The organism is Peptoniphilus phoceensis (assembly GCF_001517665.2).
GTDB lineage: Bacteria > Bacillota > Clostridia > Tissierellales > Peptoniphilaceae > Peptoniphilus_A > Peptoniphilus_A timonensis.
Genome location: NZ_LN999809.1, coordinates 23,008 through 41,330 on the forward strand (window position 1 = coordinate 23,008; position 18,323 = coordinate 41,330).

Annotated in this window: 19 protein-coding genes, 1 tRNA gene and 1 other RNA gene; 14 read left to right on the forward strand and 7 right to left on the reverse strand. The window is 32.4% G+C overall.

The window, feature by feature from the left end:
* Positions 1 to 68 precede the first annotated feature (68 nt).
* Positions 69 to 542 carry an IS200/IS605 family transposase gene (gene tnpA / locus BN3657_RS04340; protein ID WP_062551656.1) on the forward strand — a complete coding sequence of 158 codons (474 nt, stop codon included), beginning with the start codon at positions 69 to 71 and terminating at the stop codon, positions 540 to 542.
* A 125-nt stretch (positions 543 to 667) separates the two neighbouring features.
* Here tnpA and BN3657_RS04345 read toward each other — a convergent pair whose 3' ends face one another.
* A complete protein-coding gene (locus tag BN3657_RS04345) occupies positions 668 to 1,852 on the reverse strand; it encodes a coenzyme F420-0:L-glutamate ligase (RefSeq protein ID WP_062551914.1) in 1,185 nt (394 codons plus the stop codon).
* A gap of 217 nt (positions 1,853 to 2,069) precedes the next feature.
* Between BN3657_RS04345 and ftsE the strand changes: the two genes are divergently transcribed.
* Genes ftsE through BN3657_RS04365 form a run of 4 tightly spaced genes read left to right on the forward strand, consistent with a single transcriptional unit; the run spans position 2,070 to position 6,064 of the window.
* Complete coding sequence (ftsE, locus tag BN3657_RS04350) at positions 2,070 to 2,768, forward strand: cell division ATP-binding protein FtsE (RefSeq protein WP_062551915.1); 699 nt, start codon at positions 2,070 to 2,072, stop codon at positions 2,766 to 2,768.
* Positions 2,743 to 3,645: a permease-like cell division protein FtsX gene (gene ftsX, locus BN3657_RS04355; RefSeq protein WP_062551916.1), complete on the forward strand. Its 903-nt coding sequence runs from the start codon at positions 2,743 to 2,745 to the stop codon at positions 3,643 to 3,645. The genes ftsE and ftsX overlap by 26 nt, the downstream gene beginning before the upstream one ends.
* Before the next feature lie 8 nt (positions 3,646 to 3,653).
* The gene (locus BN3657_RS04360; protein WP_062551917.1) at positions 3,654 to 4,895 is read left to right on the forward strand and encodes a murein hydrolase activator EnvC family protein; all 1,242 of its coding nucleotides are present in this window, start codon (positions 3,654 to 3,656) and stop codon (positions 4,893 to 4,895) included.
* A complete protein-coding gene (locus BN3657_RS04365) occupies positions 4,895 to 6,064 on the forward strand; it encodes a S41 family peptidase (RefSeq protein WP_062551918.1) in 1,170 nt (389 codons plus the stop codon). The genes BN3657_RS04360 and BN3657_RS04365 overlap by 1 nt, the downstream gene beginning before the upstream one ends.
* Before the next feature lie 188 nt (positions 6,065 to 6,252).
* Here the strand turns inward: BN3657_RS04365 and BN3657_RS04370 are convergent, their stop codons facing one another.
* Genes BN3657_RS04370 through BN3657_RS04385 form a run of 4 tightly spaced genes read right to left on the reverse strand, consistent with a single transcriptional unit; the run spans position 6,253 to position 10,685 of the window.
* Positions 6,253 to 7,989, reverse strand: a complete 1,737-nt coding sequence (locus tag BN3657_RS04370) for an NADH-dependent [FeFe] hydrogenase, group A6 (protein ID WP_062551919.1) — start codon at positions 7,987 to 7,989, stop codon at positions 6,253 to 6,255.
* Between the two features lie 9 nt (positions 7,990 to 7,998).
* The gene (locus BN3657_RS04375) at positions 7,999 to 9,768 is read right to left on the reverse strand and encodes an NADH-quinone oxidoreductase subunit NuoF (protein WP_062551920.1); all 1,770 of its coding nucleotides are present in this window, start codon (positions 9,766 to 9,768) and stop codon (positions 7,999 to 8,001) included.
* Complete coding sequence (locus tag BN3657_RS04380; RefSeq protein WP_062551921.1) at positions 9,761 to 10,150, reverse strand: hypothetical protein; 390 nt, start codon at positions 10,148 to 10,150, stop codon at positions 9,761 to 9,763. The genes BN3657_RS04375 and BN3657_RS04380 overlap by 8 nt, the downstream gene beginning before the upstream one ends.
* A 28-nt stretch (positions 10,151 to 10,178) precedes the next feature.
* The gene (locus BN3657_RS04385; RefSeq protein ID WP_062551922.1) at positions 10,179 to 10,685 is read right to left on the reverse strand and encodes an NADH-quinone oxidoreductase subunit NuoE family protein; all 507 of its coding nucleotides are present in this window, start codon (positions 10,683 to 10,685) and stop codon (positions 10,179 to 10,181) included.
* Between the two features lie 181 nt (positions 10,686 to 10,866).
* Here BN3657_RS04385 and ispE point away from each other — a divergent pair, with 181 nt between their 5' ends.
* Complete coding sequence (gene ispE, locus BN3657_RS04390; protein WP_062551923.1) at positions 10,867 to 11,712, forward strand: 4-(cytidine 5'-diphospho)-2-C-methyl-D-erythritol kinase; 846 nt, start codon at positions 10,867 to 10,869, stop codon at positions 11,710 to 11,712.
* On the forward strand, positions 11,699 to 12,418 hold the full coding sequence (locus BN3657_RS04395) for a hypothetical protein (protein ID WP_062551924.1): 720 nt from the start codon (positions 11,699 to 11,701) through the stop codon (positions 12,416 to 12,418). The genes ispE and BN3657_RS04395 overlap by 14 nt, the downstream gene beginning before the upstream one ends.
* Before the next feature lie 37 nt (positions 12,419 to 12,455).
* Here the strand turns inward: BN3657_RS04395 and ffs are convergent.
* Positions 12,456 to 12,720: signal recognition particle sRNA large type (ffs, locus tag BN3657_RS04400), an RNA gene on the reverse strand.
* Positions 12,721 to 12,723: 3 nt separating this feature from the next.
* A tRNA-Ser gene (locus tag BN3657_RS04405) sits at positions 12,724 to 12,813 on the reverse strand.
* 59 nt (positions 12,814 to 12,872) lie between these two features.
* Here BN3657_RS04405 and BN3657_RS04410 point away from each other — a divergent pair.
* From BN3657_RS04410 to BN3657_RS04440, 7 genes are read left to right on the forward strand one after another with little or no spacing between them, the layout of a single operon-like run.
* A complete protein-coding gene (locus BN3657_RS04410; protein WP_062551925.1) occupies positions 12,873 to 13,853 on the forward strand; it encodes a biotin--[acetyl-CoA-carboxylase] ligase in 981 nt (326 codons plus the stop codon).
* A gap of 58 nt (positions 13,854 to 13,911) precedes the next feature.
* Positions 13,912 to 15,264, forward strand: coding sequence for an aminotransferase class I/II-fold pyridoxal phosphate-dependent enzyme (locus BN3657_RS04415; protein WP_062551926.1), 1,353 nt, complete (start codon positions 13,912 to 13,914; stop codon positions 15,262 to 15,264).
* Positions 15,261 to 15,869, forward strand: a complete 609-nt coding sequence (gene tmk / locus BN3657_RS04420) for a dTMP kinase (RefSeq protein ID WP_062551927.1) — start codon at positions 15,261 to 15,263, stop codon at positions 15,867 to 15,869. Before BN3657_RS04415 ends, tmk begins: the two co-directional genes overlap by 4 nt.
* Complete coding sequence (locus BN3657_RS04425; RefSeq protein WP_019137886.1) at positions 15,866 to 16,192, forward strand: cyclic-di-AMP receptor; 327 nt, start codon at positions 15,866 to 15,868, stop codon at positions 16,190 to 16,192. Before tmk ends, BN3657_RS04425 begins: the two co-directional genes overlap by 4 nt.
* Positions 16,193 to 16,200: 8 nt before the next feature.
* On the forward strand, positions 16,201 to 16,491 hold the full coding sequence (locus BN3657_RS04430) for a cyclic-di-AMP receptor (protein WP_019137887.1): 291 nt from the start codon (positions 16,201 to 16,203) through the stop codon (positions 16,489 to 16,491).
* A complete protein-coding gene (locus BN3657_RS04435) occupies positions 16,491 to 17,429 on the forward strand; it encodes a DNA polymerase III subunit (RefSeq protein ID WP_062551928.1) in 939 nt (312 codons plus the stop codon). Before BN3657_RS04430 ends, BN3657_RS04435 begins: the two co-directional genes overlap by 1 nt.
* Complete coding sequence (locus tag BN3657_RS04440; RefSeq protein ID WP_019137889.1) at positions 17,426 to 18,319, forward strand: PSP1 domain-containing protein; 894 nt, start codon at positions 17,426 to 17,428, stop codon at positions 18,317 to 18,319. Before BN3657_RS04435 ends, BN3657_RS04440 begins: the two co-directional genes overlap by 4 nt.
* The last annotated feature ends 4 nt before the right edge of the window (positions 18,320 to 18,323 follow it).

Consider the following 18,323-nt stretch of genomic DNA (forward strand, 5'->3'; position numbering starts at 1 on the left):
AAAACCTCCCCGTGATAAACTATATATGTTACTGGCAGTAGCATAAATAGAAAAGGGAGGTATCCTGAATGGATAAGAACAGTCTATCACATACATCTTGGAATTGTAAATATCATATAGTGTTTGCTCCAAAGTACAGGAGACAAGTAATATATGGAAGATTAAAACAAGATATAGGAAAAATATTAAGGGATCTATGTGATAGAAAAGGAATAAATATAATAGAGGCAGAATGTTGTCCAGACCATATTCATATGTTGTTGGAGATTCCACCAAAATATAGCATATCCCAAACAATGGGTTATTTGAAAGGCAAAAGTAGTCTGATAATATTTGATAGACATGCAAACTTAAAATACAAATACGGGAATAGACATTTTTGGTGTAGAGGATATTATGTAGATACAGCGGGCAAAAATGCGAAGAAGATACAAGAATATATAAGAAATCAATTAAAAGAAGATTACATGGCAGATCAAATAAGTATAAAAGAATTTGTAGACCCGTTTACGGGTGAGCAAGTGAACAAAAGCAAAAAATAAGGTGCTTTAGCACCAGCTGTAAAATTGGTGCACGAGAAAGAAAGTTCAAAGCATGGAATGCTGCCGGTAACAGCCCCTTATAGGGGCAAAACAAACCACCGGCTTAGCCGGTGGTTATGATTTTATTATTCATTTGCAAAGTTATCAAAGTAACCTTGGATATAAACTACTGGAGTACCCTTGTCTCCAGAACCACTTGTAAGGTCACATAAACTTCCAATTAAGTCTGTTATTCTTCTTGGAGTAGTGCCAAGAGTTTCATCTTTACCAACTAAATCCTTATTTTTGTGAGAAATTCTTTCTTTCATTGCAGCAGTTGCGTGTTCTGCGTCCATATCTTTTAAGTCAGTATCTGCAATGTATTTAATTTTAATTTCACTTGGTGTACCAGCAAGTCCCGTAGTGTGTGCAGGAGATACTACTGGGTCAGCAAGTTCCCAAATTTTACCAACTGGATCTTTGAAAGCACCGTCTCCGTAAATCATTACTTCAACTTCTTTATTGTATTTGTCGATTAATTTCTTTTGAACTTCATTTACAAAAGTTTCTCCATCTCTTGGGAATAGTTTTAATCTTGTATCAGATGCGAAGTTAGATCCAAGTAGACCAAATTCTTCATTGTAACCACTTCCATTTATGGATTCATTTAATATATCATCAAGACCAAGAACGACTTTTGCTCCTTCATCTTTTAAAAGTCTTTTTATAGAAAATCTTGTGTGAGTTGATCCAATAAGAACTTCATCTGTATAGTTTAGTATAGTCTTAGGATCATTTGAGAAGTGGATTTCACAATTTCCACCACAAATTTCTTTGTAAAGTCTTACATAATCAATTCCAGTAAATTCGTGTTTAACTTCTTCGCCGAAAATTCTTCTGTAATCTTTTTCTTCTAGAACATCTGTGAAAGGGTTGATCTTAGCATCATAAAGAAGGCTTTGATCCATTAGAGAGTTTCCAACTTCATCAGAAGGGTAGGAGAAGAGAAAATGTACTTTTTTACCTGATTTTGCAATTCCTCTTAGGATTGTTGAAAATCTGTTACGGCTAAGAATTGGGAATACTATTCCGATTTCTTTGTCGAACTTTCTATTAATATCTTCTGCTATATCATCAATAGTTGCATAATTATTTTGAGCTCTTGCAACTAAAGATTCTGTTACTGCAACAATATCTTTATCTCTAACAGAAATATTTTCTGATTCAAGAGCCTTTCCTAGGGAATCAACGACAATGTCTACTAGATTGTCTCCACTTTTTACAATAGGTGTACGGATTCCACGTACTACTGTACCAATGTATCTTTGCATAATTCCTCCTACATTTAAATAAATTACTTTTTTACTTCAAAATTATACACGAACTTATCTGAAATGTAAAATAAATTTTTGAAAAATTTTACATTTTTGTAATTAAGCATTAAAAATATTACTATTTTTAGGGATTCATTGAGAAAATTAATAAAATAACTGTACATTTGTAACCACTTTGTAATATAATTAATAAAGATTATAGAAAGGTGTTTTTATGATAAAGTTTGAAAATGTATACAAGGAATACAACAACGGCGTTGCTGCACTTTCAAATATAAATATTGAAGTGCCTCGTGGTGATTTTGTTTTCTTGGTTGGCCCTTCAGGTGCCGGCAAGTCTACTATGATTAAACTTCTAATAAGAGAGGAGAAGGTTAATCGTGGAAAAATATTTATAGGAGACAATGAAATAACTAAAATTTCAAAATATATGATTCCTAAATTAAGGAGAAATATTTCTGTTGTCTTCCAAGATTTTAGATTACTAGAAAAAAAGACTGTATTCGAGAATGTGGCATTTGCCTTAGAAATTCTTGGAGAATCCAAAAAAGAAATAAACAAGAAAGTGGAATATGCTCTTGATCTTGTAAATTTGTTTGATAAGGTAAAGGACTATCCATCAGAACTTTCTGGTGGAGAATCACAAAGAGTTGCAATAGCAAGGGCAATAGTAAATGATGCAAATTATCTTGTTTGTGATGAGCCTACGGGAAACCTAGACGAGTCTACTGCCTGGGATATTATGTCGGCTCTAAAAAATATAAACGATGATGGAAAAACTGTTATTATGGCAACTCACGCAGTTAACATAGTAGATAAATTTAATAAAAGAGTTGTAACTCTTGATCATGGATCCATTATATCGGATATTAGTGAAGGAGGTTACTATGAAGGCAATAAGACAGTTCTTTAATCTCCTAAGGGAGTCTTTCTCAAGTTTGTGGAGAAATAAGACTATGTCTTTTACATCTGTAATTTCCATCACTGCCATGCTTACACTTTTTGGTGTTGTAATGCTTATGGTTCTAAATTTAAATGGAGTTGTCTATCAAACAGGAGAAAAACTTGATAAGGTTGTATTTTTCTTAAAGGATGATGCAGCTCCAGCTGCAGTTAATGATTTTATAGATGAGTTAGATGCTAACAAAAAAGTAAAAAAAGTTGTTTATGTTTCAAGAGAAGAGGCATTAGAAGAATTTAAAGAAGGATTTGGAGAAAATTCTACAATCCTTGAAAATATTCCTGGTGGCAATCCTCTACCAGCTTCTATTACAGTTGAAATGAAGGAACTTTCCTATGGAAAGGAAATTGAAGATAATTATAAGGATCTTCCAATTGTAGAGGATCACAATTATTATTATGATTTTGTAACTCAAATGATGAGATTGCAAAATGGTGTAAAATATGTTGGAGCAGCCATAGTTCTTATTTTAGTTTTAATTTCAATTTTAATTATTCACAATACAATTAAGATTGCAATTTCTAATAAGGAAAAAGAAATTAATATAATGAAGTATATTGGTGCTACAAATACTTATATTAGAGGACCTTTTCTTATAAATGGAATTATTTTTGGAGTTTTGGGTTCACTCTTATCAGGTTTTTTAACTCTAAAATTATATGGAGTAATTTTCGAAAGGTTAAATCCTCAGTTAAATGACATAACTGGTGTTGACATGATATCAGCCTTGTCTATTAGGAGTGACTTGTATATAATATTTTTATGTATTGGTGTGGGAATAGGATTTTTTGGAAGTTTATTCTCAACTAAGAAATTTTTAGATGTGTAGGTGAAAAAATGTATAGTAAGAAAAAAATTCTTGCAATTTGCCTAGCTGCTATTATGGCAGTGCCTAGTGGAACAGTTGCCAAGAGTTCTAAGACTCTAACTATCGAGAAAAATAAAAAACAAGCAGAACAAAGACAATTAAATTCGAAGATAAAAGAGCAAAAAAGTAATATTTCAAATACAGAATCTGAAAAGAAATCTGTAAGTGATGAAATTCAAAATTTAGATGCTAAAATTCAAGAGAAGTCTGCTAAAATTGCATCTCTTGAAGGAGAAATAAATAAATTAAACAATGATATTGCTGAAAACCAAAAGAAATTGGAAGAAGCACAAGCAAATCTTGAAGCTAATACGGCATCTCTTAGATCAAGACTAAGGGAAATGTATAAAAGGGGAAATGTGAATTACATTGAAGTAATTTTAAATTCTAAGGACATAGAAGAATTACTTAGAAATAATGAAATCATATCTTCCATAGCAAAAGCTGACAGAGAGCTTATTGAGTATATAAAAACTCAAATTGATACCATAAAAGATACTGAAGAAAGATTAAAAATAGATAAGGCTAAGCTTTCCGCAAGCAAAGCAGCAGTTGAAAATGAAAGACAAGGCTATCAAGAAGCAGTAAATGCTAAAAATGACTACATGAAAGTTCTTGAAAAAAATCTTGAAGCTTATGAATTAGAATTTGATAAGGCACAATCAAGCTGGGAAAATTTAGATCTTGAAATCTTAAAACTTCAACAAGAAATTGCTGTTCAAAAGAAAAAGGAAGAAGCAGCTAAGGAAAGAGCTAAGAGAGCTTCAATGAATAGAACTAACAGAGTAAACAGTGATATAAGTGTTGCATCTGGACCAAGAGATGGACAAAAATACACTTGGCCTCTTCCTGGACACTATTCTATTTCTTCACCTTATGGATATAGACAACATCCAATTCTTGGATATGCAAAATTCCATTCCGGTATAGATATTCCAGCACCAAGTGGAACTCCAATAGTTGCTGCAAAGTCTGGTACAGTAATAATGTCACAACTTATGAGTGGTTATGGAAATGTTATAATGGTTGATCATGGAGAAACTGTAACAGTATATGCTCACTGTTCAGCCCTAAATAAGTCTATTGGTGACTCAGTTTCAGCAGGAGATGTTGTAGCTTTTGTTGGTTCAACTGGTTTATCAACAGGACCTCACCTTCACTTTGAAGTTAGAGTTAATGGATCTACTGTAAATCCATTGGGATATGTATAATGAAAAAAAATAAATTTTTAAAAGTAACAGCAGTTGTATTATTAATACTTACAACTGCTGTTGTTACGAGAATATACACTGTAAGAAGCCTCTTGGGCTCAAATGAAAATTTTGGAAAGGTAATTTTACTTGAAAAATATATGAAGGAAAATTATCTTTACAACAAAGACATAAAAGAAGAAAATCTCCAAGCAGGAATTCTAAAGGGACTTGTATCAGGTTTAGAAGATCCTTATTCACAATACCTTACAAAAGAAGAAATGAAAAAATTATCTGAACAAACTACAGGAAAGTTTCAAGGTATTGGAGTTATAATTTCTCCTGCAGAAGATGGCACAGTGACAGTTGTTTCGCCAATAAAGGGTTCACCTGCAGACAGGGCAGGACTTGAGTCTGGAGATAAAATCTTAAAAATAAATGGAAAAGATTTTAGTGCAGAAAAAATTGATGAGGCATCAAAGGAGATGAGAGGCGAATCTGGAACTAGCGTGAAAATTCTTCTTTTAAAAAAAGAAAACCTAAAGACAGAAGAAGTTGATATAAAAAGAGAAGAAATAAAAATTGATTCTGTTATAAAAAATAAAATTGGCGACATTGGCTACATTGGAATAACAATGTTTGATGAAGAAACAGGAAAAGACTTTAAAAAAGTTTTAAATGAATTAACAAAAGAAGGCGTCAAGGGAATTGTTCTTGACATGAGAGGAAATCCTGGTGGTGTCGTAGATGCTGCTTATGAAATTGGAGATGCCATACTTCCAAAAACTAGCTTTGTTACCCTAAAAAACAACAAGGGAGAAGTTATAGAAGACTATAAGACAGATGATAAGTACAATGACATAAAAATGGTTGTCTTAGTAAATGAAGGATCAGCTTCAGCCTCAGAAATACTTGCGGGAGCTATAAATGATCTTGATAGGGCAAAAATTATTGGTAAGAAAACTTATGGCAAGGGAGTAGTCCAAAATGTAATTGGACTTCCAGAAGGCGATGGTTTAAAACTTACAACATCAGAATACTTTACACCGAGTGGAGATTCTATAAATAAGCTCGGCATAGAACCTGATATTGAAGTGGACATACCAGAAGATGCAAAGGGAATAGGCGTAGATTATTTAAAGACAGATTCACAACTTAAAAAAGCTTTAGAAGTTTTAAAAGAAAATTAAGAATTATAAAAACAGCTCCAAGTGGGCTGTTTTTTGATGTATTATTTTTCAGATTTTAAATAATGATTTTATAAGTTAAATATTTTATTATAATTAATATTTAAGGAATAAGGGACTTTGTTGTAATTTAGATTAAAAAAAAGCCGGATCTTTTATTAGTTTTAAAAGTTCCAGCTTTTTGATTTAGATTAAAATTTTTCTCTTGCTGTATAACTTGTGTGAAGCAACTTATGAGCTCTTTCTCCATAAGGTTCTCCCAAGTATTCTTCATAAATTTTCTTTATCATTGGATTATCGTGAGCTTTTCTTATTTTTTTGTTTTTATCAATATCATAAAGTGCCTTTTGTCTTTTTAGCAAGATTTCTTCTTTGCCATGGTGATAAGGTTGACCTCCTCCGCCAATGCATCCACCAGGACAAGCCATGATTTCAATAGCATCAAATTCATAAGTTTTATCTCTAATTCCATCTAAAAGTTTTCTTGCATTGCCAAGGCCATGGGCAATTCCAATCCTTAAAGTCATATCGCCAATTTCTACTTCAGCTGATCTAATTCCCTTTAGACCTCTTAATTCTTGAAATTCAATTTTTTCTAATTCTTCACCAGTTAACCATTCAGAAGCTGATCTTATTGCTGCCTCTATAACTCCACCAGTAGTTCCAAAAATAGTACCTGCACCTGATGATTCACCCATTATTTGGTCAAATTCACCTTCTTCTAAACCTTCAAAGTCAATGCCATAAAGATTTATCATTCTTCCAAGTTCTCTAGTTGATAAAACATAATCTACATCTTCTATGCCGTCATTCCCAAGCTCTTCTCTATTAGCTTCAGCTTTTTTAGCAGTGCAAGGCATTACAGAAACCATAACAATATCTTTTGGGGATATGCCAGTTTTTTCAGCATAATAAGATTTGACCATGGATCCCATCATCATTTGTGGTGACTTACATGATGAAGGTATGTCTAACATATCTGGATAATTCATTTCTATAAATCTAACCCAAGCAGGACAGCAGGATGTAAGTATTGGCATTGTCTTGTCATTTTTGATCCTATCAACTAATTCGCTAGCTTCTTCCATAATTGTTAAATCTGCAGAAAAATCTGTATCAAAAACTACATCAAAGCCAATCTTTCTAAGTGCTGTTACTAGTTTTCCTGTTGTAACTTCTCCAGCTTCCATGCCAAAGAGTTCTCCTATGGCAACTCTAATTGACGGAGCTACTTGTACCACAACGTGTTTCTTTGGATTTTTGATTTCATTGAAAACTTTTGTAGTTGCATCAACTTCTACTATTGCACCAGTTGGGCAGACTGCCACACATTGACCGCAGAAGGTACAAGAAGATTCATTTAATGGAAGATTAAAGCCAGGAGCAACTATGGCTTCAAAACCACGATTAAGTCCTCCTAGAGTTCCCACTGTTTGAACTTCGTTACACATAGTTTCGCATCTTCTACACATTACACATTTATTTGGATTTCTAAAAATAGAATCTGATGATGAATCTACCTTGTGAAGAGCTTTTTCACCCTTGTAAGCAATTTCTCTTATTCCCATTTTTTCAGCAAGATATTGGAGTTCGCAATTTAAATTTTTAGGGCAAACTAAACAATCTTTTGGGTGATTTGAGAGAAGAAGCTCTAAATTAATTTTTCTTGCTTCAACTGCTTTTACTGTGTCAGTTTTTATTACCATGCCTTCACTTATTTCTTCAGAACAAGCTGTGCAGAGTTTAGGTCTGCCAACAACTTCTACCATACAAATCCTACAACTTGATGGTTTATTTTCATAATTAAAGTTGGGGAGTTTCATATGACAAAGTGTAGGTATTTCAATTCCAACTTCCTTTGCTGCTTCTAGGATTGTGGTTCCTTCTTTAACTTGTAATTTTTTGTCATTTATTACACAATTTATCATAGTTCACCTCTACTTTGCTTTTGCAATTGCGCCCACTGGACAAGTCTTGGCACAAGTACCACAGGCTATGCACTTATCCTTATCTATTTCGTGTTTTTCTTTAGGCTCGCCACTTATGCACTTAACTGGACATTCTTTAGCACATTTGTGACAGCCGACGCACTTATCTTTGTCAATTTTATAGTACTTTTTCATTTCTCTTTTTGCGTATTTTAAGTATTCATCTGGGAAATACCTCATAGTAGATAAAATTGGATTTGGAGCAGTTTGACCAAGACCACAAGCTGCCGAATTAATTATGTTATGACAAAGGTCCTCAATTTTTTGTAAATCTTCAAGGGATCCTCTGTTGTCCAAAAGTTTTTCCAACATTTCAAGAAGTCTTTTAGTTCCAAGTCTACAAGGTGTACACTTGCCGCAAGATTCGTCTTGAGTAAACTCTAAGTAGAATTTTGCTATATCTACCATGTCATTATCTTCATCCATTACAATTAGACCACCAGAACCCATCATGGCTCCGATTTCTTTTAAATTTTCGTAGTCAATTGGTGTATCTATATTTTCTTTGGTAATCATACCGCCAGATGGTCCACCAATTTGAACAGCCTTAAATTTTTTGCCATTTGGAATTCCGCCGCCAATGTCGTAGACTATCTCTCTCATAGTAATTCCCATGGGAACTTCCACGAGTCCAACATTATTTACTTTTCCAGCTAGGGCAAAAACTTTTGTACCTTTGGATTTTTCTGTTCCTCTAGATGCAAACCAATCTGCACCCTTTAAAATAATTTGTGGTATATTTGCATAAGTTTCAACATTATTAACAGTTGTTGGTTTTCCTTTATAGCCTTTGACAGATGGGAAAGGTGGTTTTCTAGTTGGCTCTCCTCTTTTTCCCTCAACTGAGTGAATTAGAGCTGTTTCTTCGCCACATACAAAGGCACCTGCACCGTATCTTATTTCAATATCAAAATCAAAACCTGAATTAAAAATATTTTTTCCTAAAAAACCGCAATCTCTTGCTTGACCAATAGCTGTTTTAAGTCTATGAATTGCAAGAGGATATTCCGCTCTTATATAAATAACACCATGATTTGCACCAGTTGCATAGCCACCAATAGTCATAGCTTCAACTATTGAATTTGGATCTCCTTCAAGTATAGATCTATCCATAAATGCACCTGGGTCACCTTCATCGGCATTACAGAAAATATATTTTTCATCGCCAGGACTCATTGCAGTATTTTGCCATTTTATACCAGTAGGGAAGCCTCCACCACCACGTCCACGAAGACCAGATGCCTTTATGACATCTATAACATCTTGAGGGCTCATCTCTGTTAAAACCTTTAAAATAGCTTGGTAACCATCGTAGGATATGTAATCGTAAATATTTTCTGGATCAATCTTGCCACAATTTTTTAGGGCAAGACGAGTTTGCTTTCCATAAAAGTTCATGTCACGTTGATTGTAAATGGCTTCTTTATTTTTAGGATTTCTGTATAGAAGTCTTTTCACTGGACGGCCATGAATAATATGTTCAGCAACAATTTCATTAACATCTTCTGGACTAACATGAGTGTAGAACACATTGTCTGGCTCTACTTTGACAATAGGTCCTTGTCCACAAAAACCAAAGCAACCTGTTATAATTGCTTCGACGTCGTGGATTTTATAATCCTCCAAAGCCTTGTCAAAATTTTCTTTTATAAGGTCACTTTTTGCAGATACACATCCAGTTCCTTTGCAAATTAATATTTGTAATCTCAAGTTATTCATTTTCCACCTCTTTTTCATAATCTTGTGCCTCATTCTTAATTGAAGCTATGTGGTCTATGAAATCCTCAATTTTCTCTATATCAATGGAGTCTTCCTTAATTTTTGATCTCACATTAAAGGAAATTTCTATATTAAAATTTTCATCTTGATTTGGATCATCTTGGAATAAAAATTTACAATTTCTCATTCCCTTATTTCTTACAAAGCTTTTTAATTCGTCAAAAAGATTTTCAATTTCTGCATATTTTGCTTTTTCATTTCCTCTTATAAAAATTTCTATAACATCTTCATCTGCCATATTGCCAATATCTCGCAAAATAGTCTTGTGATGTCTAGATTCTTTTATGGAAAGAAGTTTTTCTAGGGAATCTATTTTTGTCATAATAACCTCCTTAATATTATTAAAAATATTAAATTTTTGCTTCTTCTAATTCTTGTCTATGAGTTTTTATAATTTCCTTTACATCGTCAACTTCGACATGACCATAAATTTTATCGTTGACTCTTACTACGGGTCCAATACCACAAGCACCTAAGCACCTTATAGAATTTACGTTGAAGTTGCCATCTTCACTAAGACCATCGGGATCAACTTTTAATTGTTCTTTAAAAGCAGTTAAAAGTTCTTGGCTGTCATCTACAAAGCAGGCAGTTCCAAGACAGACATCAACTTTAAATTGACCAACTTTTTTTTCACTGAAAAAGGAGTAAAAAGTTACAATTCCATTGATTCTACTTGCAGGTAAATCAGTTAATCTTGCAATATAAACTTGTAGTTCCTTTGGAAGATAACCGAAAATATCTTGAGCATAGTGAAGTATACTTATAATATTGTTTTCCTTATCGTCAAAAGTATCTATGTAATCCTTTAAACTATTTAAAAGACCAGTATCTAAACCGAGCGTATTAAGATCCATAAATATCACCTCTTACTTTATTGTAATACAAGGAAAATGTTTTATCAAAGAAATTTAAGGTTTTTTATAAATATTGCGATAAAAATATAATTTAATTTAAGAATGAAGTTTTAAAATTATAAAATTAAGGCCATAGATGAAAAAAAAGCTACAATGAATTATAATTATTTAGAGGTGTTTTATGATTAAGAAAAAAGCCTATGCAAAGTTAAACCTATCTCTTGACATTATAGGCAAGAGAGAAAATGGCTACCACGATATAAAAACTTTAATGGTTATGACAGACCTATATGATGAAATGGAATTTTCTAAAAGTGACAAAGTAGAAATTGATGGAGAGTTCTCCTTTGATTTTAAAGAAAATTTTATTTACAAATCTTATGAAGTTTTAAAAGATTATGTGGGATGTGATTTGCCTTTTAGAGTTAAGATTAAAAAAAATATACCAATAGCAGCTGGCTTAGCTGGAGGAACTTCAAACGGAGCAGCGACTTTTTACGCCTTAAATGAACTATACGATTTAAAAATTCCAAGAGATGAATTAATAAAATTGGCCTCTAAACTTGGGGCAGATTTTACATATATGATGACTGGTGGGACCAAAATTGCTTCAGGAATTGGAGATATCTTAGAAGAAGTAAAGCCCATTTATCTTGAAAATGTTCTAATAGTTAATCCAGGATATGGGATTTCCACAAAGGATGTATATGAAAGAATAGAGATTGATTCAGATAGAATTGATTTTGATAAAGTTATTTCCAATATTTATGATTTAAATGTGGAAAAGTTAAATTTATTTTTGGAAAATAAAATGGAAGATGTGGTTTTTAAAGATCATCCAGATTTACTCGAAATTAAAAACAAGTTAAGAGAATTTAATTCGGCTTCTCTTATGAGTGGAAGTGGAGCCACAATTTTTGCTATCTTTGAAAATAAAGAGGAACTTGAAGAAGCCTATAAATATTTTAAAAATTTTTATGAAAAGACCTTTAAGCTGAAAGTAGGTGAAGAATTTGGCAGTTTTTGATACTGGTCCAGGTATTGTCGCTTTATATGAATTTAAAAGGGATTATTTAAATTATTATGTAGACAATAAATTTGAATATTATGGTTTATACAAGAGAGAAGCCGTAAATGATAGAATAGCTTTTTTGGAAAAATCTTTTAAAAAAGCAAAAAAAATTATTGTAATGGATTTTGATGCCATAAATTATTTTATGGATTCTCCAAAAGCACTTTATGGAAAAGATTCTCTTATGAAAAATCTAAAGAATAAAAAAATTTTGTGTTTGGCATCAAAATTAACTTGTGATGAGAAAACTTTAAATAATTTTACAGATTCTTTTGTCGATTATTTTAATGCTCCTCTTCTTATAAATGCAGCAAATGATGGAGTGGCAGATGAAATTGTTAAATTAATTTGCGATGAATATTTTTGTGATCTAGATTTAAGTAAGTATGAAATGATTTTTCTAGCTTCAAGTGGTCTTCACTTGAAAAAAGATTTTTTTATAAAATATTTTTCTAGTAAAAATCAAGAAATAGAAGTTTTTTCAAATGTCGACGGAATTTTAGAAGATTATTCTTATAAAAAAGAAAATTATATTAGGGATTATTTTTATGTGACAGGATCAAAGAGAGAATTTTATTCAAGGGCTGAAAAGTATCTAAGAGAAAAAGATGTTTTAAAAGAAAGAGAACTTTTAAATGTCTCTAGACTATTTAAAAAATAACAATAAAAAAAGTCCCATCACTGGGACTCATATGTAGCCATGCACCCAAAGTCGTAAGTTAATCTCACACGTTACCCTTACAGTTAGCTCAGATTAGGCGACCCTTGCGGCACACAAAAGATCTTACTTAGTGCTGCTTCGATCAGGATCTGACACGGTTCATAAGTTTCTGTTGCGCAGGACCCAATCTTCAACACCACTTATAAGGGGCAGACTGCAAAATTAAAATCCTCTAATGGGAATTCAGCCCTGCTGTAGCGAATCGCAGGTACAGGACATCGCTAATTTCCCGCTTAGCATGGCGATGGCGGAGAGAGGGGGATTCGAACCCCCGATACATTTTCATGTATACTCGCTTTCCAGGCGGGCTCCTTCAGCCTCTCGGACATCTCTCCATAGCCTAGAAACATATTTTACAGTAGATTATATATAATGTCAAGAATAAGGTGATAAATTGAAAACTAAGGATATAGTACTAAGAGAATTAGAAAAAAATAGGGCTTCCTATATTTCTGGTCAAGAATTGGCAGAAAAATTAAATATTTCAAGGACTGCCATTTGGAAAGCAATTAACAATTTAAAGGAAGCTGGATTTCAAATTGAATCTCAAACAAAGTTGGGATATAAGTTAATCGAAAGTGATGACAAACTTTCTGATGAAGGCATAAGAAAAGGATTAAGAGAAGAATTAAAAGACATTGATATAATTGTTTTTGATGAAATTGATTCAACAAACACTGAGGCAAAAAGAAGACTCTATACAAGTGATGTTAGTGACTTTACTGTCATTGTGTCTGATATGCAAAAGACAGGACGAGGAAGAACTGGAAAGAGCTTTGAATCTCCAAAGGGAAGTGGAGTTTATTTTAGTATAATTCTTCATCCAAAAGACTTTTTTGATTTTTCATATTTTGATTTAATTACAGTTAAAGCAGCTGTTTCTGTAGCAGAAGGTATAAAGGAAGCTACAGGAAAGGATACTCAAATCAAATGGGTAAATGATTTATTTATGGATGGCAAAAAAGTTTGTGGAATTCTATCAGAACTCGATGCAGACTTTGAATCTAGGAAAGTTAAATCAGTAATAGTTGGAATTGGAATAAATGTAAATGAGCCAAAAGATGACAGCTTCAAAGATTTAAAAAATATAGCAGGTTATATTGGAACAGATGTAATAAGAAATGAAATTTTGTCCAGCATCTTAAATGCTTTTTATGAAAATAATTATAAGAAAACAGATTCGGAAATCATAGACTATTACAAGACTCATTCTCTAGTTATAGGAAAAGATTTGACCTTTGAATTAAATGGAAAAAAATATTCTGGCAAAGGCTATGATATAAACGAAAAGGGCAATTTAATTGTGGATACGGGAGATGAAAAAATCACTCTTTCCAGTGGGGAAGTTTCAGTTAAGGGAAACTTTTATAAGTAGTCACTAACTTTTAAATGACAAAAAAGTATAGTATAATGAGAAGAAGTTAGGAGAAAAGATGAAGACCCCTTTAAAAAGTGAAATCGATAAAGTAGAAAATAAAATATCTTTTGGGATGCCAGGTCACAAGGGCAAAGATTTTTTTGACCTAGACATAAAAAGAGATTTGACAGAAATTTGTGATACTGACAATTTGTTAAATCCAAAGGGAGCAATAGATGAACTTCACAAGGAGATAAAAAATCTTTTTGGATCAAAGGAGTCTTTTATAGTTACGAATGGTTCAACTGGGGCTCTTCACATTGCCATAGCTATGGCAACTAGACCTACTGATAAGGTTTTGATACAGAGAAATGCTCATAAATCCATCTATAACGGTCTAGTATTAAATGATTTAAATCCAATTTATTTAAATACAATTTATGATAAAAATCGTGGGATGTATTTTGGAATTGATGAAGATGAACTGAGAGAAAAAATAGAAAAAAATAAGATTTCTGCTTGTGTCTTAGTTTCACCCAATTATTTTGGTGGAATTTTAAAACTAAAAGAAATAATCGAGATTTTACATGAAAAGGATATAGCAGTTATAGTTGATGAAGCTCATGGAGCCCACTTGTATTTTTCTGACTTAAAAAAATATTCTGCAATAGAATGTGGAGCGGACCTTGTTATTAATTCTACACACAAGATGATTCCATCATTAACACAGTCAGCTTTAATTCACAGGGGAACAGATAGGTTTTCTCACGAAGAGCTTTTGAAGTATGTAAATATTTATAACACGACTTCTCCATCCTATCTTTTTATGCTTTCCATTGAGTCTGGTTTAAAATATATGGACGAAAAGGGAAGGGAAGAACTAAAAAAAAGAAGTTTTGAGATAGAAAAACTTAAAAGAGCTATAAATTATGATTTGGATTTGACCCATGATTCTATTGCTTGTAACGACCCAATGAAATTTTTATTTAGAATTGGAGATATGACTGGCGAAGAAGTGGTGGAAGATTTTCTCATAAATAAAGATATAAGACTTGAAATGGGGGACTTATATTACGCTCTTGGGATGATCTCCCCAATTAACGAAAGTTTTGAAATTAAAAAATTACAAGATGCAATTTTATCCTACAAAAATAAAGATTATAAGAAGATTTTTCCCCAGGAAATACCTATTCCAGAGAAAAAAATGTTTCCAAGAGAAGCTTTTTTATGCGATGGCGAAAGAATTTCTTATAAAGATGCGTCAGATAGAATATCAAAAGAAATTATTGCAGCCTACCCACCTGGAGTTCCTTTGGTGAGTTTTGGCGAAGTAATAAGTGAGGATATAATAAAAAAAATAGATGAATTTACAAATAAAGGAATAGAAGTCATTGGACTTTTAGAAGACGAGATTGAGGTAGTTAAATGAGTGCTTTTATAACATTTGAGGGTCCAGATGGTTCTGGAAAGTCAACGATTTGCAACTTAGTTTATGATGAACTTTTAAAAAATAATATAAAGACAATTAAGACTAGAGAACCTGGTGGAACTAGAATTTCAGAAAAGATTAGAGATTTAATCCTAGATAAGGACTTAAAGGAAATGGATATGAGGACTGAAGCACTTCTCTATTCTGCATCTAGGGCACAACATACTTACGAAAAAATCCTTCCAAGTTTAGATGAAGGTGTGACAGTTTTATGTGAGAGATATGTATTATCTTCACTTGCATATCAAGGACATGCAAGAGGACAAAATCTGGAAGACATAAAAGCAATAAATGATTTTGCAACTGGAGGAATTAAGCCAGACATAGTTTTTATATTTAGAACTAAAAACTCAACTCTAATTAGAAAAGACAAGAAGTGTTATGACAGGCTTGAATGTGAAGATGACCAATTTCACAAGTTGGTGAGAGATTATTACAATAATTTAAACAAAGAAGAAAATTATTATTTTATAGATGTAAATAAGAGCATCGAAGAAGTTTTTAATGACTGTATAAATGTTCTTAAAGAAAGGAAGATTTTGTGAAACTTGTAATCGCAATAGTCCAAGATGAGGACAGCGAAGTTTTAATAAAAACCTTAAATGAAAATAATTTTAAGGTCACTACAATAAGTTCTACTGGTGGATTTCTAAAATCAGGGAATGTGACAATCCTTTCAGGTATAGAAAATGAAGACCTTGACAAGTTTATGGAAATTCTAGAAGAAAATTCTAAGACAAGAGAAGTTAAAAGGACTATTCAACCTGTAAATATTCCAGGTCAAGCTATGATACCTGTTCCCATAACAGTAAAGGTTGGGGGAGCCACAATTTTTGTAACTGATGTATTTGATTTTAAAAGGTTTTAGGTGATAATATGAATACGAAAATGATGATTGCAATAGTGCAAGAAAAGTACACAGATGCACTAATTGATAGATTTTTAGATGAAGATATATATGTAACTAGACTTTCTTCTACTGGTGGATTTTTTAAATCAGGAAACACTACTCTTCTATTGGGTTGTAAGGAAGAAGAGCTTGATAGAATTTATGAAATCTTTAAAGAAGAAACTGAACCGGAAGATATACATTTAGATGAAGGAGACTTCAAAGTTTCTGGGGCTACAATTTTCGTAGTTGATTTAGAAGAATCAAAGAGAATCTAATGTTTTTAGAAAATACGTCCGTAATAAATAGCCTTGAGGGGGACATCAAAAACAAGTCATACAGTCATGCCTATCTTTTTTCTGGAAGCAAGGGTATAGGTAAATTTTCTCATGCCAAAAATTTTGCAAGGGCAATTCTAAGGGATGATGCTGAGTCTGTGAGATTTTTTAGTGGAATAGATGAATATGAAGATGCAGACCTCTTTGTGGTGAAAAAAAAGGACACTATAAAAAAACAAGATATAGAAGAAATAATCGAAAATTCTTTTTCAAAACCCTTTGCTGCTAGCCACAAAATTGTTATTATAGACGATTTTGATAAGGTTACTCCCGAAGGACAAAATGCACTCTTAAAAACTTTGGAAGAACCCATGGATTATTTAATTTTGATTTTAATATCAAGCAATATGAGAAATATTCTTCCAACTATTATTTCAAGGTGCAGAATTTTAAAATTTGCTGATTTAACTCAAGATAGAATTGAAGAATTTTTGTTGTCAAGAAAAGTTTCAGAGAGAAATGCCAGGCTTTTTTCTAGACTTTCAAATGGAGATGTAAGTCTAGCTCTTAGATATTCAGAAGATCCAGAACTCTTGTCAAAAAGAGAAGATGTAATAAATATGACTGACAGAATCATAAGAAATACTGGATTTTTATTTGATGAAATGAAATTTTTTAAGGACAACAAAGATGATTTCAAAGAAATTTTAAATTTTATGATAATTTGGTATCTTGATCTAGTGTATTTAAAAAGTGCTAGAGAAGATTTTATTGTAAATATAGATAAAATTGACCTTTTGAAGTTGCAAGATGTTTCTATTGATAGAGCAGTAGATTCCTATGATGCCATTATAAATGCTTTGGGTCGCAAAGAAAAAAATGTAAATTTCGATTTAAATATAGAGAAATTGTTAATGGATTTAGGGGGAATTAGATGATAGAAATTGCAGGAGTAAGGTTCAAAAGAACTGGAAAAATCTATTATTTTGATCCCATTGATATAGATTTAAATATTGGAGATTATGTAATCGTTGAAACTGTAAGAGGCCTTGAGTTTGGAGCAGTTGAGCTTTTAAAAGAAGTGGACGAAGAAAGTATTAAGGGTGAATTAAAACCTGTTATACGCTTGGCGACTGACGAAGATAAAAATATCAATGTGGAAAACAGAAATAAAGCCAAGGAAGCAATAATAATATGTGAGCAAAAGGTAGAAGAACATGGACTTGATATGAAGTTGATTTCTTGTGAATACACTTTTGATCGCTCAAAACTTTTATTTTACTTTACAGCAGATGGAAGAGTTGACTTTAGAGAACTCGTAAGAGATTTGGCGTCAATTTTTAAAACGAGAATTGAACTTAGACAAATTGGTGTTCGTGATGAGGCGAAGTATGTTGGTGGACTTGGATGTTGTGGTAGACCAACTTGTTGCTCAACTTTTTTAAGTGAGTTTTCACCAGTTTCAATTAAGATGGCAAAGGATCAAAACCTAAGTCTAAACCCTTCAAAAATTTCTGGTATATGTGGCAGACTTATGTGTTGCTTAAAGTATGAGCAAGATGGATACGAATGTATAAATAAAAAAATGCCAAGACCAGGAGAGATTGTAAAAACTGAAAGGGGAAAGGGTACAGTTGTTTCCACGTACACAATACAAGAGCTTGTAAAAGTTATGTATGAAGTTGATGACGAAAAGGAAACTGTATATCTTGAACTATCTGAGATCAAGAGGACAAGAGAGTTTAATAAAACTTTTATAAATCAATCGAGATCACTTAATATGGAAGAATATGACGAAAGTGAATTAGTAGAATTGGAGAGGGATTAGGGAT